At 60.9% G+C, this 16,040-nt stretch carries 13 protein-coding genes; 10 read left to right on the top strand and 3 right to left on the bottom strand.

The features are described 5' to 3' along the window. Nucleotides 1–13 precede the first annotated feature (13 nt). The 8 genes from LSG43_RS14325 to LSG43_RS14290 all read left to right on the top strand — a co-directional run bounded on the left by LSG43_RS14325 (nt 14) and on the right by LSG43_RS14290 (nt 10,914). Nucleotides 14–961 (top strand): ABC transporter permease, encoded by a 948-nt coding sequence (locus LSG43_RS14325; RefSeq protein ID WP_231805385.1) that lies wholly within the window; start codon nt 14–16, stop codon nt 959–961. After that, on the top strand, nt 958–1,821 hold the full coding sequence (locus tag LSG43_RS14320; RefSeq protein WP_231805383.1) for an ABC transporter permease: 864 nt from the start codon (nt 958–960) through the stop codon (nt 1,819–1,821). Before LSG43_RS14325 ends, LSG43_RS14320 begins: the two co-directional genes overlap by 4 nt. Further along, nucleotides 1,818–3,404 carry an ABC transporter ATP-binding protein gene (locus LSG43_RS14315; protein ID WP_231805381.1) on the top strand — a complete coding sequence of 529 codons (1,587 nt, stop codon included), beginning with the start codon at nt 1,818–1,820 and terminating at the stop codon, nt 3,402–3,404. Before LSG43_RS14320 ends, LSG43_RS14315 begins: the two co-directional genes overlap by 4 nt. A 103-nt stretch (nt 3,405–3,507) precedes the next feature. Beyond that, a complete protein-coding gene (locus tag LSG43_RS14310; protein ID WP_231805379.1) occupies nt 3,508–4,161 on the top strand; it encodes a protein-L-isoaspartate O-methyltransferase family protein in 654 nt (217 codons plus the stop codon). 196 nt (nt 4,162–4,357) lie between these two features. Further along, complete coding sequence (locus LSG43_RS14305) at nt 4,358–5,713, top strand: TolC family outer membrane protein (protein WP_231805377.1); 1,356 nt, start codon at nt 4,358–4,360, stop codon at nt 5,711–5,713. Between the two features lie 222 nt (nt 5,714–5,935). Then, nucleotides 5,936–6,631, top strand: a complete 696-nt coding sequence (locus tag LSG43_RS14300) for a DUF2497 domain-containing protein (protein WP_231805375.1) — start codon at nt 5,936–5,938, stop codon at nt 6,629–6,631. 125 nt (nt 6,632–6,756) lie between these two features. After that, the gene (locus LSG43_RS14295; protein ID WP_231805373.1) at nt 6,757–9,474 is read left to right on the top strand and encodes a valine--tRNA ligase; all 2,718 of its coding nucleotides are present in this window, start codon (nt 6,757–6,759) and stop codon (nt 9,472–9,474) included. 690 nt (nt 9,475–10,164) lie between these two features. Then, nucleotides 10,165–10,914: a tetratricopeptide repeat protein gene (locus LSG43_RS14290; protein ID WP_231805371.1), complete on the top strand. Its 750-nt coding sequence runs from the start codon at nt 10,165–10,167 to the stop codon at nt 10,912–10,914. An 8-nt stretch (nt 10,915–10,922) separates the two neighbouring features. Here the strand turns inward: LSG43_RS14290 and xth are convergent, their stop codons facing one another. The 3 genes from xth to erpA all read right to left on the bottom strand — a co-directional run bounded on the left by xth (nt 10,923) and on the right by erpA (nt 12,780). After that, entirely contained in the window at nt 10,923–11,723 is an 801-nt protein-coding gene (xth, locus tag LSG43_RS14285) for an exodeoxyribonuclease III (protein ID WP_231805369.1), read from the bottom strand. Nucleotides 11,724–11,738: 15 nt separating this feature from the next. Then, on the bottom strand, nt 11,739–12,350 hold the full coding sequence (locus LSG43_RS14280) for a LysE family translocator (RefSeq protein WP_231805366.1): 612 nt from the start codon (nt 12,348–12,350) through the stop codon (nt 11,739–11,741). Nucleotides 12,351–12,429: 79 nt separating this feature from the next. Then, nucleotides 12,430–12,780 (bottom strand): iron-sulfur cluster insertion protein ErpA, encoded by a 351-nt coding sequence (gene erpA / locus LSG43_RS14275; protein ID WP_231805364.1) that lies wholly within the window; start codon nt 12,778–12,780, stop codon nt 12,430–12,432. An 87-nt stretch (nt 12,781–12,867) separates the two neighbouring features. Here erpA and LSG43_RS14270 point away from each other — a divergent pair, with 87 nt between their 5' ends. Beyond that, entirely contained in the window at nt 12,868–14,073 is a 1,206-nt protein-coding gene (locus LSG43_RS14270) for a deoxyguanosinetriphosphate triphosphohydrolase (protein ID WP_231805362.1), read from the top strand. A 43-nt stretch (nt 14,074–14,116) separates the two neighbouring features. After that, nucleotides 14,117–15,868 carry an arginine--tRNA ligase gene (gene argS, locus LSG43_RS14265; RefSeq protein ID WP_231805360.1) on the top strand — a complete coding sequence of 584 codons (1,752 nt, stop codon included), beginning with the start codon at nt 14,117–14,119 and terminating at the stop codon, nt 15,866–15,868. The last annotated feature ends 172 nt before the right edge of the window (nt 15,869–16,040 follow it).

Here is a 16,040-nt window from a genome sequence, read left to right as displayed (position 1 = left end):
TAGAGGTTCCGGCATGACTGCCTTCCTGTTCCAGCGCGCGCTTTCTTTTGCGATCAGCGTTGTCGTCGCGAGCCTGGTCGTATTCGTGGTGCTCGAAGTCGTGCCCGGGGATCCGGCGGCGTTCATGCTTGGGCTCAACGCGGCGCCGGATACCGTGGCCGCGCTGCGTGAGCAACTCGGCCTCGATGCGCCGGTCTGGATGCGGTATTTGGGCTGGATCGGCGGGATTTTCACCGGAGAGCTGGGGACCAGTTATACCTACCGGGTGCCCGTGGCGGAACTGATCGCTGCGCGGCTCTGGGTATCCGTTCCGCTCGCGGCCTACGCCTTGACCCTTTCGACGCTGATTGCCTTTCCTGTTGGCATCCTGGCCGCGGCAAGGCGGGGAAGCGCAGTCGATGCGGGAGTAATGGGCGGAACACAACTGGGGATAGCGGTTCCCAATTTCTGGTTTGCGATGCTTCTGGTGCTCGTTTTCTCGGTCACACTACGCTGGTTTTCCGCCGGCGGGTTTCCCGGGTGGGATGCGGGGGCTTTCGAGGGCCTACGCGCGCTGACGCTCCCGGCGATCGCGCTGGCGCTGCCACAGGCAGCGATCCTGGCGCGCGTCATGCGGTCGGCGTTGCTCGATACGCTCGAGGAGGACTACATCCGTACAGCACGGGCCAAGGGGCTGACACGCGGTCAGGCTCTTTGGCGGCATGCTGTGCGCAACGCGCTCATTCCCGTGCTGACGATACTCGGGTTGCAGTTTTCCTTTCTGTTGGCGGGTGCCATCATCATCGAGAACGTCTTTTTCCTGCCCGGGCTGGGTCGGCTCGTCTTTCAGGCAATCAGCGCGCGCGACCTCATTGTGGTGCGTTCAGTGGTGATGTTGCTGGTCATCGCGGTCATCCTCGTCAATTTTCTCGTCGAGATTGCGTATAGCCTTGTCGATCCGCGGCTGGGGCGCCGGGTATGAGCGCGGTTGCTGTCGAGTCCGCAGGCCTTTGGCGTGCGGCACTTCGGTCTCCAGCGGTACTCGTCGGCGGCATGTTGAGCCTGGCCATCGTGGTTTTGGCTGCTGTTTCGCTCGTCTGGACGCCCTATCCGATCGACGGTGTGGCGATCGGCGCCAGATTCGCCCCACCGTCGTGGACACACTGGCTCGGGACGGACCATTTCGGACGGGACCTCGCCTCGATGATCATGGTCGGTGCGCGAACGTCGATCGCTGTCGCGCTCGTCGCAGTGGGCGTGGGCGTCGTCCTGGGGGTGCCGTTGGGTCTGGCTGCGGCGGCAGTGCGGGGGTCGGCGATCGATGAGGTCATCATGCGGGGCAATGACCTTGTATTCGCGTTTCCTGCGCTCGTCATCGCCATCCTGATCACGGCTGTCTTCGGGCCCGGTGCCGTCAATGCGATTATCGCTATCGGCATCTTCAATATCCCTGTTTTCGCCCGCCTGGCGCGGGGGGCGGCGCTCAGTCTGTGGACGCGGGAATTTGTGATGGCAGCTCGGTTGGCGGGCAAGGGGCGAGCACTGATTTCGGTAGAACACGTCCTGCCCAATATTGCCAACACGCTCATCGTACAGGCGACAATCCAGTTTTCTCTGGGAATCCTTGCTGATGCGGGCCTTGCCTATGTGGGACTGGGCGCACAGCCCCCAATTCCAAGCTGGGGGCGGATGCTCGCCGAGGCGCAGACGATGATCGCACTGGCGCCGCACGTGGCGATCGTACCTGGCCTTGCGATCGTTCTGACCGTTCTTGGGCTCAATCTTCTTGGAGACGGTCTGCGGGACCTCTTTGATCCACGGCTGCGTGGAGTGCGCCGATGAGCCTGTTACGCATTGAGGGCCTAGAACTTACCATCGGCGATACGCGGATTCTCGAGGATATCGCGCTATCGCTCGACGCCGGGGATGTTCTCGGCGTCGTTGGCGAATCCGGTTCGGGCAAGTCGCTGACAGCACTTTCGATCATAGGGCTTCTGCCCGAAGGCGCGCGCCTTTCGGGCCGTATTGCCATCGACGGGCGAGAGGTCGTTGGCGCCTCCGAGTCGGCGCTCACCGATTTACGTGGTGACACGGTCGGGATGATCTTCCAGGAGCCGATGACGGCGCTCAATCCGCTCATGACCATCGGCGACCAGGTCGCCGAAACGATCGTCGTACACCGTCGTGCCGGTTGGTCCGGGGCCAGGAAGACGGCCGCGGCAGTGCTTGAGCGTGTCGGGCTGCCCTCGAGCCAGATATCTCCGGACAGGTATCCGCATGAGCTTTCGGGCGGGCAGCGCCAGCGTGTGGGAATCGCGATGGCGGTTGCGCTCAAACCGCGCCTCCTGATCGCGGACGAGCCGACAACAGCGCTCGATGTCACGACGCAGGCGCAAATTCTCGCTCTTTTGCGCGCGCTGGCCCGTGACGAGGAGATGGGGCTGATCCTCATTTCGCATGATCTTGCTGTTGTGGCGCAGATGGCCGACACCATCGCCGTGATGCAAGGCGGCCGGATTGTCGAACAAGGAGAGTCTTCTGCGATTCCCGGGCGTCTCAAACACCCTTATTCGCGCGCGCTGTTCGAGGCTTCGACGCATCTACCGCCGAAGCGAGCGCGCGAGCGGGGGGAAATGTTGCTATCGGTTTCGAACGTGGTTCGGGACTATCCGTTGCCGCGGCGTGCGTTCTGGGAGGCCAAGCGCGCGTTGCGGGCGGTCGATGATGTGACGTTCTGCATCGATCGGGGCGAGAACGTTGGCCTCGTGGGCGAGAGCGGGTGTGGAAAATCGACCCTTGCCCGCGCGATTGTCGGGCTGGAGACGGTACAAAGTGGCCAGATCATGCTGGCAGGCCGACCGGTTGCCGGACTGCACAACACGGCGTTTATTACCCGGCGCGACATGCAGATGGTGTTTCAGGACCCTTACGGGTCGTTCAATCCCCGGCACAAGGTCGGCAGGCTGGTTGCCGAACCGCTGCATTTGCTGGGGCGGGATGCGCCGGACGGCGCGGCGCGCAGTCGTTCTGTCACCAATGCACTCGAGCAGGTCGGCCTCGGCAGTGCCGACGCGGACAAGTTTATCCATGAATTCTCGGGCGGGCAGAGGCAACGAATCGCGCTTGCCCGGGCGCTGATCACGGCACCGGCGCTTGTGGTGCTCGACGAGGCCGTTTCTGCGCTGGACGTCTCGATCCGTGCGCAAATCCTTGACCTCCTGGCTGAGCTTTCCGGACGGCTGGGGCTTTCCTATCTGTTCATCTCGCACGATCTGCACGTTGTGCGGGCGATCACGGATCGGGTTCTGGTCATGCGGGCTGGCCGGATCGTTGAGGCTGGCGCAACCGAGACGGTTTTCGCGTCGCCACGGCATGCATACACCCGCGCTCTGATTGCGGCGGCGCCGACGTTTGGCCGCGCGTGAGGAGATTGCGCGCCGGCTCTGCAGAGGTCCCTTGCGTCATGGGGCAGCCGGCGGTAATGACCAAGGCAGATCGGGCCTCATTTCGACGAAAAGGTGACAGCAAATGGTGGATTTCGCACACGCGCGCCGAACGATGGTGGACAATCAGCTTCGGACGAGCGGGATTACCAACTGGCGCATTCTCGACGTGATGAACCGGGTGCCGCGTGAACTGTTCGTTCCCCGAACCCGCGATGCGCTCGCTTACAGCGACGAGGAAATCGCAGTATCGGAAACCAGGACGCTGCCGACGCCGGCGATTTTCGGGAAACTCGTGCAACTCGCCGAAGTGGGCCCTGATGATGTCGTTCTCGATATCGCGTGCGGTACGGGTTACTCCACTGCGGTTCTTGCAGGGCTCGCGAGTGCGGTGGTGGCTCTTGAGGATGAGGAGGCTTTGGTCACCCAGGCCAACGACATTCTCGCCGATCTCGACATTGGCAATGCGGCCGCGGTGTGCGGACCGCTGGAGGCCGGCGTTGCCAAAGAAGCGCCGTTCGATGTCATCCTCATCGAGGGGGCTGTCGATCTGGTCCCTGAAACCCTGTTCTCCCAGATGCGGGACGGGGGGCGGCTTGTTGCTGTGATTGGCTCGGGCAATGCGGCAGTGGCGCACCTCTACGTCAAATCCGGCCAGGGCGTGGTTTCTCGCGCTGCATTCAACGCGAGCCTCCCGGTGCTCGATGCGTTCAAACGCACCCAATCCTTTGCATTTTAGCGTTTGCGCACTTTTTGTGGCGCGAACGGGGCATTTTTGCGTTCAATAATGTCGTAGACGAGTCAGTAAGGGACAGCAGTGTTGCCAAGTCGCCACGCCTCCCGTTCAGAACATTAAAAATTGTCTACGAGCGGCCTTGAGCGTTGAAAGCGGCTGACCGGCGCCTTACGTTAGCCGCGCGCTGGAGGCGGTTGTTATGTCGATTTTTCATGTCTTTCGTGTGAGCGCGGCTGCGCTTCTGGTTTCTGCTACATCCTTGGCCGTAAAAGCGGAATCGTTGCCGGAGGCCTTGGCTTACGCCTACTCCAACAACCCCGAGATCGCGTCCGCGTTCCTTTCCGTGCGCTCGGCGCGGCAAGCCATAAGATCGGCGGAAGGCTCGTTGCTGCCGACCGTTGGTGCGTCGGGCAGCTATCAAGCGAGTTGGACCGATACGCCGCAGATACCCGGCGAGAATTTCAACGACACCGTCTCCCTGGGGCTCAGCTACAATCAGACACTGTTCGATAACGGCGCCAGCCAGCTTGGCATTCAGGTTGCGGAGGCCGACTATGACGCAGCGACGCATGCTGCGACGAACACCGAGCAGAACGTGCTGCTCAATGTCGTTACGGCTTACTATAACGTCATTTCCAACCAGCGGATCGTCGGGATCCGTCAGGAAAACCTGTCGTTTGTGCGCGCACAGTTGCAGGCGGCTCGAGACCGGCTCGAACTCGGCGAGGGGACGCGGCTCGAAGTTGCGCAGGCTGAAAGCGCAGTAGCGCAGGCGAGCGCGAACTATCAGGCGGCGGTCAACAATCTGCGGACCAGCGAAGCGACTTACGAGCGCTATGTCGGACACGCGCCCAGCAATCTCTCGGGCGGCATGGGGGTCTCGCATCTTCTACCGTCGTCGATGGACGCCGCGCTTTCCATCGCAACCAGCGGTCATCCAGGGCTTCTCGCATCTCAGGCCCAGATCCGGTCCGCCCAGCTCGAAGCGCAGCAGACGCGGGCCGGGTTCGGCCCGAACGTTTCGGTGCAGGGGCAGGCGGGGTTAAACGGATTTACCTCCGGTTCCACCGCAAGCTCGGCCAGCGTGACGCTGAGCCTTTCCATTCCGATCTATACGCCGACGCGTGATCCCTCGATCCAGCTGGCAAATATCGGGCGCATGCAAAGCGAGCTTGATGCGTTCGTGACCCGCGATCAAATCGTTGAAGCGGTACGACAGGCCTGGGCCGGCATGCAGACCGCTGGCGCACAGATTGAATCGGCGACGGCGGCAGTTGCCGCCAGCCGGCTGGCCGTGCAGGCGGTTGTCGACCAGAGCGAAGTCGGGCAGGCGACGACACTCGATGTTCTTGACGCGCAAAGCGACCTTCTCATAGCGGAGGAAACGCTCGTCTCTGCGCAGGCGCAGCGTAATATCGCAACGTTTTCGCTGATCTCGGCTATGGGCAAGCTGACGGCGGCCGATCTGCAGCTTGCCGTGCAGCCGCGCGACGCCGAAGGGGCACCGATTACCCCGAGCGCGGCGCCGACCGATAGTTGGTCCGGCCTGCGCTAGGCCCTTTTACGGCGAAGATCGTCAGTTTTTCGTGGAAGAACGCCGCTTGCACCGCAGAGCGGCGTTTTTTGCAATGCGACGCTACGTTAATGTATTGTAAAGCGAATCAAAGACGGACGCGCCGTCTTGAGGCGTTTCAGTTGTAGAGTATCGGTCCGGCGCGAGGCGGGACCATTTCCGAGCGGGGCAGCGATGAATCAGCCGGCATCCAAAGAACCGACAATGGATGAGATCCTGTCGTCCATTCGGCAGATCATTGCCGACGACGATGAAGCGGCAAGCAAGACACCGGCTACACCTGCTGCGTCCGCCAAGCCGGTTGCAGCGAGCCCGGCACCCGCTCCGGAGCCGGAAAAGCCGTCGCCGGCGCCGGAAGTGAAGTCGGAGGAGCCGCTTATTGATCCGTTCAGCGACGACGATGATGAGGCGGTCGTGCCCCTGGAACTCTCTCCAGAGCAGATCGTGGCCGAGGAGGCAGTGAAAGGCCCCGCTGAGGACGATGATCTCGGCGCGCTTGACGCGGAAATGCCGTCTGCGGAGAGTCTCGAGGCTGCTGCCGGACTTGTAGTGCCCGACGATGTCGCTTTCGAACAGGATGACGACCCTGAACCTGCGGCGAAGGCGCAACCGCGCGTATCCGAAGGGGCACCGATGCCGGACGAGAGCCTGAGCAGCGATCTTGCCGATGAGCTGCTCGAACCCGCTACGCAGGCAGCGGTCCGCGGTGCGTTCTCGAAGCTTAATACGCAGAAGCTTTCGCCCGAAATGCCGCTTGGCGCCAGCGGGCTGACGATCGAGGCAATGATCCGCGAAATGCTGCGGCCCATGCTCAAGGAATGGCTGGACGAGAACCTGCCCACGATGGTGGAGCGGATCGTTACGCAGGAAATCGAACGGGTTTCGCGCGGCGGGAACTGATTTCGCTCTTCGGGGTGCCGCCGCGGTTGACTCTTGCGCGCGGCTTGGCTTTACAACTTACAAAATCCTAGATTGCGCCCGTCCCAATGTTGGGGCGGGCTGTTTCTGTGACAGGTATTTCATTCATGATCGAAAAGACCTACGAGCCGGCAACGGTTGAGGGGCGCATTTACGAGGAATGGGAGGCCGCCGGCGCCTTCGCGGCGGGGGCTGGGAAAAAGCCTGGCGCGGATAGTTACACGATCGTCATCCCGCCCCCCAACGTCACGGGATCTCTGCATGTCGGGCACGCGCTCAACAACACCATTCAGGATATTTTAGTCCGGTTCGAACGCATGCGCGGCAAGGACGTGCTCTGGCAGCCGGGCATGGATCATGCGGGTATAGCTACGCAGATGATCGTCGAGCGGCGGCTTATGGAAGCCCAGCAGCCAACGCGGCGCGAACTCGGGCGCGAGAAATTCCTTGAAAAAGTCTGGGAGTGGAAGGCCGAGAGCGGCGGGAACATTTTCAACCAGCTCAAAAGGCTCGGTGCGTCTTGCGACTGGTCGCGCGAACGCTTCACGATGGACGAGGGGCTTTCCAAAGCCGTGCTCAAGGTTTTCGTGCAGCTTTATAAGGAAGGGCTTATCTATCGCGACAAGCGCCTGGTGAACTGGCATCCGGGGCTGCAAACGGCGGTTTCGGACCTCGAGGTCGAGAACATCGACGTCAAGGGGCACATGTGGCACTTGCGCTATCCGCTCGCCGACGGCGTGACCTTTGAATTCCCTGTCGCCTTCGACGAAGAGGGCAGGCCGACCGAGTATGAGACACGCGACCATATCGTGGTGGCGACAACGCGGCCCGAGACCATGCTGGGCGATGTCGCTGTAGCGGTCCACCCGGAAGACGAACGCTATGCGCCCATTTTGGGCAAGTTTGTCGAACTGCCGATCGTCGGGCGTCGGATTCCGATCATCGCGGACGAGTATTCTGACCCCGAAAAAGGAACCGGGGCGGTCAAAATTACGCCGGCGCACGATTTCAACGATTTTGAGGTCGGCGCTCGGCACGGGCTTGAACCGATCAATATCTTTACGACCGAAGCGGCGATTAATGAGAATGGGCCGGAGACGTATCAGGGCCTCGACCGTTTCGCGGCCCGTAGCAAAGTGGTCGAGCATTTCGAGAATGCCGGACTTCTTGTCGAGGTCGAAACCAAGGTTATCGCGGTTCCCCACGACGAAAAGTCCAAGCAGGTCGTAATTGAACCCTATCTGACAGATCAGTGGTTCGTGAATGCCGCCGAACTCGCCAAGCCCGCTCTTGCCTCGGTCAAGGAGGGGCGGACGTCGTTCGTGCCCAAGAATTGGGAGAACACGTATTTTTCATGGCTCGAGAACATCCAGCCATGGTGCGTTTCGCGCCAGCTTTGGTGGGGACACCAGATTCCCGCCTGGTACGGTCCGGACGGACACTATTTTGTGGAAACCAGTGAAGAAGAAGCTTTGGCGAGCGCACGGGCGCACTATGGGCAAGACGTCGAACTGACGCGCGATCCTGACGTGCTCGATACGTGGTTCTCATCGGCGCTTTGGCCGTTTTCGACCCTGGGATGGCCTGACCAGACGCCCGAACTGGAGCGGTACTACCCCACCAACGTTCTGGTGACCGCTTTCGACATCATCTTCTTCTGGGTCGCTCGTATGATGATGTTCGGGCTGCATTTCATGGGGACGGAGCCGTTTTCGACCGTCTATGTCCATGCTCTGGTCCGCGACGAGCACGGCCAGAAGATGAGCAAGACCAAGGGCAATGTCATCGATCCGCTCGAATTGATCGAGTCCTATGGGGCCGACGCGATGCGCTTTACGCTAGCGGCCATGGCGGCTCAGGGGCGCGACATCAAGCTGGCAATCAGCCGGGTCGAAGGGTACCGCAATTTCGTTACGAAGCTCTGGAATGCAGCGCGCTTCCTTGAGATGAACGAATGTGTGCGGGTCGACGGGTTCGATCCTCGCTCGGTCGAGACATCGCTCAACCAGTGGATCGTGGGATCGACGTCGCGCGCCGTCGCCGACGTTACCCGTTCGATCGAGGGCTACAAGTTCAACGAGGCGGCCAACTACGCCTACGATTTCGTTTGGGGCACCTTCTGCGACTGGTATGTCGAGCTCGCAAAGCCGGTGTTTTCGGGCGATGACGCGAGGGCGAAGGCCGAAACGCGGGCGAGTGCGGCATGGGCCCTGGATCAGATCCTGAAGATGCTGCATCCGTTCATGCCGTTCGTAACCGAGGAGCTTTGGGCTGAAACCGGCAAGGTCGGGCCTGCGCGGGCGGGGCATCTTATGCTTTCAGAGTGGCCAGAGCTCAACGGGCTCGACTACCCGGAGGCGAGCGCGGAGCTGGGCTGGCTTTTGGAGGTCATCTCGGCGATCCGCTCGGTGCGCACCGAAATGAACGTGCCCGCAGGCGCCAAGGTGCCACTCGTGGTGGTTGGCGGTGACGCGACCACAAAGGAGCGCATCGGCATCCACGAGTCCGCGATCGCGCGGCTCGGGCGTGTGGCCCAGATCTCGGGTGCCGATACTCCGCCCGACAGTTCGGCGCTGTTTGTCGTAGGTGAGGCCACGTGGGCGCTGCCTCTGGCTGACCTGATCGATATCAACGCGGAAAAGAGCCGACTTGCCAAGGACATCAAGAAGCTTGACGGCGAGATCACCGGGCTCGAAAAGAAGCTCGGAAATGAGCAGTTCCTGGCAAAAGCACCCGACGAGGTTGTTGAGGAACAGCGTAGCCGTCTGGCCGAAGCGGTCGCACGGCGCGAGAAGCTCGAAAACGCGCTTGAGCGGTTGAGCTGACGCGGCGATGCGCCCGGTCAGACATGGGGCCCGGCGGCAATGACGCCGGGTCTCTGCCATTTGTGGCAAATTTACTACAGTCTTTGATGAGTCGTGCCGGGCGGACAGCGAGTCATCTTTCCGTAACCCGCAGTGCCACAATCTGACCCCAAACAAGCCGGACAACATCGGCTGGGCGGGCGGATTGTCTTGGGCGCGAATGGGCGCTGCAAGATCTGTTGTCCCGTGCGCGAAAACGGTTTGCTCATTGTCATATGTGGCTAGAGCGGATGGCGGGAGAAGCGGTTGACGACAGGAACTGCGAGCGCGGATTTCAGGGGCGGCCAATTGCGGCGGCGCGAGCCGATTGTCGCCGCCAATGTGCCCATAGTTCGCTCTAATCCCGACACAAAAGCCAATTATTCTGCATTTACAGCGTGGCCGGTGCGGCATGTGGCCCATAAGGCAGTCTGGTCGGCCAGACGGCGGGTTTTCGCCGCGGAACTTTCCCGGCGGATCGAAAAGAACAAAAACAAAATTAACAGGTGGGCGGCAGGCAGCGTACTTGCCGACCGAAACGAGACGGTTGAGTACTCCGGAAATGTGGTCCGCTCCGGCATGCGAGCGTGGCTTGCGCCGGGGATAAGAAGGTGTGTGATGCCGATAATGAGAAGTGTTGCGATCGCGGTTGCGGCATTTTCGGGAGCTTGGATGGCTGGAGTTGGTGTGCCCGTTTACGCGCAGAGCGCGGCTGACGCGGCGCACGAACTCGCCCTGATGCTCGACAGCGCGACAATGGATTTGAGCGGAGACAGTCTTGTTTCCGCGCTTGAGAATGCGGCGGCGGCTGGTCAGCCGATCGCGCTGTGGCAGCTCGGGCTGATGTATGAGTCGGGTGTTGGCGTGGAAAAGGATCCAGCCAAGGCATTCCGGTATTTTTCCCAGATTGCCAACGAAAACGCGGATGCGCCGCCACGATCGCTTGACGCTGATATCGTCGCGCAGTCGTTCGTCAAGATGGGCGAATACTACCTCAATGGCGTGCCCGACGCGGGCGTTGCAGTCGATGAGCGCCACGCGCAGAACCTGATTTTGCACGCGGCATCCTATTTCGGCGATGCGGACGCGCAGTATCGGGCGGGTCTACTCTATCTTGATCCCGATCAGCTTGGCGTCAACCCGCTTCAGGGCGCGCGCTGGCTATCGCTTGCAGCGCGTAAGGGGCACCCGGGCGCTCAGGCGCGTCTGGGCGACCTGCTCGTCCGTGGTGAAGGTATTGAAAGCCAACCCGTCGAGGGGCTGATGTGGCTGATCCTGGCGCAGCGCAACGCGGCCGGTACCGGCGAGGAAAGCTGGATCACCGAGTTGGCCGAAACCGCCAAGGCGGGCACGTCGGAACAGAACGTTTCGGCGGCACAAAGCGCTGCCGATATGCTTGGTGCCCAGTTCGCCGGATATTGACGATGTGCTCAGGCGGCGGCGTTGATCGCCGTCAGGGCGAAATCGCCTTCCACGGGAACGTGGTCGGACGGCTTGTCCCAGCTGCGGAGGTCTTTGTGGATCTTGACGGCTTTCAAACGGTCCGCGGCCTGGGCCGAAAGCATCAGATGATCTATGCGGATCCCGTTGTTGCGCCGCCAGGCGCCGCCCTGGAAGTCCCAGAACGTATAGGCGGCATCGTCGGTCGTCGCGCGTAACGCGTCCGTCAAGCCGAGATACGAGAGCGCTCGGAATTTTTCGAGGCTTTCGGGGCGGAACAACGCGTCGCCCCACCAGACCTTCGGGTCGTGGCAGTCATGGCCCGTAGGGATCAGGTTGAAGTCACCCATGAGGATGAAGGGCTCCTCGAAGGCGAGCCGAGTGCGCGCAAACGCGTGCAGGCGATCCATCCAACCAAGCTTATAGGGGAATTTCTCGCTTTCGACGGGATTGCCGTTGGGCAAATAGATGTTGCACACGCGCACCACGCCGCCTTCGGTCGAAAATACACCTTCAATCAGACGGGCTTGCTCGTCTGTATCGTCGCCCGGTAAACCGCGATGAACCTCGTCAAACGGAATGCGCGAGAGCAGGGCTACGCCGTTGAACCCCTTCTGGCCGTGCGTTTCGACATTGTAGCCGCGCGCCTCGAATTCTGCCCGCGGGAAGTTCTCATCGATGCACTTGATTTCCTGCAAGCCGACGATGTCGGGCTTAACCTCGTCGAGCCAGGTGAGGACGCCATGAAGTCGTGCGTTGATGCCGTTAACATTCCAGGTTGCGATGCGCATCGGGCCGTCCGGGGTCTAGTTTTCAGTAAGGGCGAGGCGCAAGCCCAGGAAGCCGAAGGTGCCGGCGAATCCCCGCTTTAGCCAGGATAAAACGTTCGGGCGGGAGATGACATAGTCCCGCGCCAGCGCCGCGCAGGCGCCGTAGCCGACGAAGCTTACGAACGTGATGGCCATGAAGACGAGCGCATGGATAAGCATCATCGCAGTCGCGTTTGCGCTTTCGAACGAAACGAATTGAGGCAGGAAAGCGAGGAAAAACAGCGAGAGCTTGGGATTGAGGATATTGATCAGCAAGCCGCTTGTCGCGATGCGCCGCAGGCTCACTGGCGCGCGCTCAGCGCTGACGGTCAGAGCGCTGTTGTCGCGGAGGATGCTCCAGGCCATGTAGAGAAGGTAGGCGGCGCCGGCGTACTTGATGAGCGTGAACGCAACCGCGCTTGTATGAAAGATCGCTGCAAGACCGACAATGCTGGCGAGTGCAGCAGGCAAGATGCCCAAGGTGCACCCCAGCGCCGCAGCGATGCTTGCCCTGAAGCCGCGCCCCAAGCCGATGGCAAGGGTATAAACCACGCCGGTCCCCGGAAGCAGGACGACCACGATTGACGTCAGCAGAAACTCTATGCTCATACGGCCCTCATTGCTCAAGGCGGGACCGTAGCGCAGGCTAATGTCGTGCGGCCAGCGCTAATTCGGGGTTTGCGCGAGTCTAAACTGAAAAGCTCGTTCCACACCCGCAGGACGCAACCGCATTCGGGTTCTTGATCTGGAACGACTGGCCGATGAGGTCGTCTACGAAATCGATCTCCGCGCCGCCCATGAATTCGAGGCTGAGCGAATCGATGTAAACGGTTGCCTCGTCCCGGGTCAGAACAAGATCGTCGTCATTGGGTGCTTCCTTGACGAGGTCATATTCGTACTGAAATCCCGAACAGCCGCCGCCCGATACCGAAATGCGCAACGCCGTGCCGGCGTCTTCTTTCGAAAGGATGCGGCGGATGCGCTTTGCGGCGCGTTCTGTCAAAACGACTTCGCTAGAAGAGAGTTGGACGTCGGACATGGCTCTGGTAACCCGGTTGATGTCACACGCAAATTGCGTGGGCTCCTGTAACATAAGAACATTGGCGCGCGCTGAAAAGAGGCAGACGTGGTGCAATCTGGAATCGGCCTGGCGGCCTATGCGTCCGATCCGGCAAAAACACGTGGACGCCTGGTGGCGCCCAGCGCCAGCCCGACACGCTCGGACTTTCAACGCGACCGCGATCGGATCATCCATTCGGCGGCGTTCCGGCGCCTGCAGCACAAGACTCAGGTGTTTTTGCACCATGAAGGGCATCACTACCGCACACGTCTGACCCATACGCTCGAGGTCAGTCAGATCGCGCGTTCGATTGCGCGGGCGCTGCAACTCAACGAGGATCTGGCTGAGGCCATTGCGCTTGCGCACGACCTCGGACATACACCGTTCGGGCACGCTGGGGAGCGCGTGCTGGCAGACTGCATGGCGCCCTGGGGTGGATTCGATCACAATGTGCAGGCGCTGCGCGTCGTCACCGTGCTTGAGAACCGCTACGCCGACCATGACGGGCTCAATCTCACATGGGAAACGCTTGAGGGGATATTAAAGCACAATGGTCCGCTTATGGACCGGGACGGCAATCCCGCAGGACGCTATGAGCGCGAGGGTATCCCTGCCGGACTTGACGCGATCCCGGCACTAGAGGACCTGATGCTTTGGAGTCATGCCAGCCTCGAGGCTCAGGCAGCGGCGATCGCGGACGACATCGCATACAACGCGCACGACATCGACGATGCAGCAAGGGCAGGGTTGCTGCAAATCGACGATCTTGTCGACGTGCCAATGGTCGGTCCGATCGCTGGCGAGGTGCTGCGCGAATGGCCGGATCTTGAGCGTGGGCGGCAGATTCACGAGGTTCAGCGCCGACTGATTACGCGGACGATCGAGGACGTTATCGCCGAAAGCGAAGCGCGGATTGCGCGTACTGCGCCGGAGAACTCGGACGCAGTACGCCACTGCGGAAAGACGCTGATCGGGTTCTCGGCAGGCATCGCTGACGAGGAACGGGCGTTCAAGGCTTTTATGTTCTCGCGGGTCTATCGCAGCGAGGACGTCATGCGTCCGGTTCGCGCAAGCGAGTCGGTCGTGCAGCGGCTCTTCGGTACTTATCTCAAGTCAGGCGATATGCCGGGCCGATGGGGGCAGGCGTTTGCAGCCGCCGCGGGGGACAAAGACAGGGCGAGGATTGTTTGTGACTTCATCGCCGGAATGACGGATCCGTTCGCCCTGGACGAGCACCAGCGTTTGTTTGACGCCAGACCGGAATTCCGTTAACCCGCTCGCGGACGATCGACAGCTTATTTTACCCAGGTTCGAAATGGATATTTTTGCCCTTTTTGAGGGGCGCGTCTCCGATGCGCTGATCGCAAGCTTTCCCGAGCTCGAGGGCAACGCGGACATTTTGGCGCGCGTCGTGGTCGAGCCGCCGCGCGATCCGGCGCACGGCGACCTTTCGACCAACGCGGCGCTTGTTGTCGCCAAGCCGCTGGGCAAGAACCCACGGGAGGTTGCGGCGGCGCTTGCTACACATTTCGAGAAAGACGAGGATGTCGCCTCGGTCGAGATCGCGGGACCGGGTTTTCTCAATTTCCGGCTCAAGCTCGAAATCTGGCATCAGGTGCTTGCTTCCATTGCCCGGCTTAAGGGAGACTACGGCCGTTCCAAGGTGGGGCAGGGCGAGAAGGTCAATGTCGAGTACGTGTCGGCAAACCCGACCGGTCCGATGCATGTGGGGCATACGCGCGGCGCTGTGTTCGGAGACGCGCTCGCGTCGCTTCTGAGCTACGCGGGCTATGACGTTACCAAGGAATACTACATCAACGATGCCGGTTCTCAGGTCGATACACTCGCGCGCTCGGCCTACCTGCGCTACCGGGAAGCGCTTGGCGAGGCGATCGAAATCCCATCGGGCTTCTATCCCGGCGACTATCTGATCCCCGTCGGCAAGGCACTGGTTGAGGAATTCGGAAATTCTCTGCTCGATCAGCCCGAGAGTGCATGGCTGGCTCCGGTCAAGCAGCATGTTCTCGCTGCGATGATGGAACTCATCAAGGATGACCTTAGAAAGCTCAATATCGAGCACGAGGTCTTTTTCTCCGAAAAAACGCTGCACGGCGCCGGCGGCGAGATCGAAAAGACTCTGGCCTGGTTGCGGGACGAAGGGTTCATCTACGAGGGCCGACTCGAGCCTCCCAAGGGCAAGACACCGGAAGACTGGGAGGATCGCGAGCAAACGCTGTTTCGTGCCAGTCAGTTCGGCGACGATGTCGACCGGCCGCTGATCAAGTCGGACGGGAGCTACACTTATTTCGCTGCCGATATCGCGTATCACCGGAGCAAGGTGTTGCGAGGATATACGACGTTGATTGACGTGCTCGGCGCTGACCATTCTGGCTATGCGTCTCGGATCGCGGCGGCAGTCAAGGCCGTTTCGGGCGGCACCGCCAAGGTGGACGTGCGGTTCTGCCAACTCGTCAAGCTGTTGCGCAATGGCGAGCCGGTCAAGATGAGCAAGCGTAGCGGCGACCTCGTGACGCTCGCGGACGTGGTCGACGAGGTGGGACCCGACGCGACGCGGTTCATGCTTTTGTTCCGCCGGAACGATGCGCCGCTCGACTTCGATTTCGCCCTGGTCAAGGAGCAGACACGGGACAATCCGGTCTTCTATGTCCAGTACGCGCATGCGCGGTGCTGGTCGGTTTTCCGGAATGCGGAAAAGGACATGCCCGAGCTCGATGTGTCGCCGGAGGCGCTTTTGGAGGCGGACCTGGGGCTTTTGTCGAGCTCAGATGAAATCGAATTGATGCGCATGATCGGGTCTTGGCCGCGCCAGGTCGCGGCAGCGGCACGCGCGCACGAGCCGCATAGGCTCGCATTCTATTTGCATGAGCTTGCGGCGCTGCTGCATGCCTTCTGGGCAAAGGGTAAGGAAAATCCAAGTTTAAGATTTGTTAACCAAGACGATCCGACACTGACGGTTGCACGACTCGCGCTTGTGGATGGCGTGCGTCAGGTCCTTGTCAATGGTCTTGGTTTGCTTGGCGTCAGCGCGCCGAAAGAGCTTTCATAATTAAGGCGCATTGCTGTGGACAAGTGCCCGATTAAGCTCACACTATTGCGCAGCTTTGGGCAAAGACGAACCGGGGCGATGCTCTTATGGACACTTCCAAGCAACGGCAAACATCGGCGGATGAGGATACCTCTGACGATCTGATTGCGGAACTGGCGCGATTGGTGGCCCA

This window comes from Pelagibacterium xiamenense, assembly GCF_021166475.1.
Taxonomy (GTDB): domain Bacteria; phylum Pseudomonadota; class Alphaproteobacteria; order Rhizobiales; family Devosiaceae; genus Pelagibacterium; species Pelagibacterium xiamenense.
Note: the sequence above shows the minus strand (reverse complement) of the source record. Positions and strands in the feature narration are given on the sequence as shown.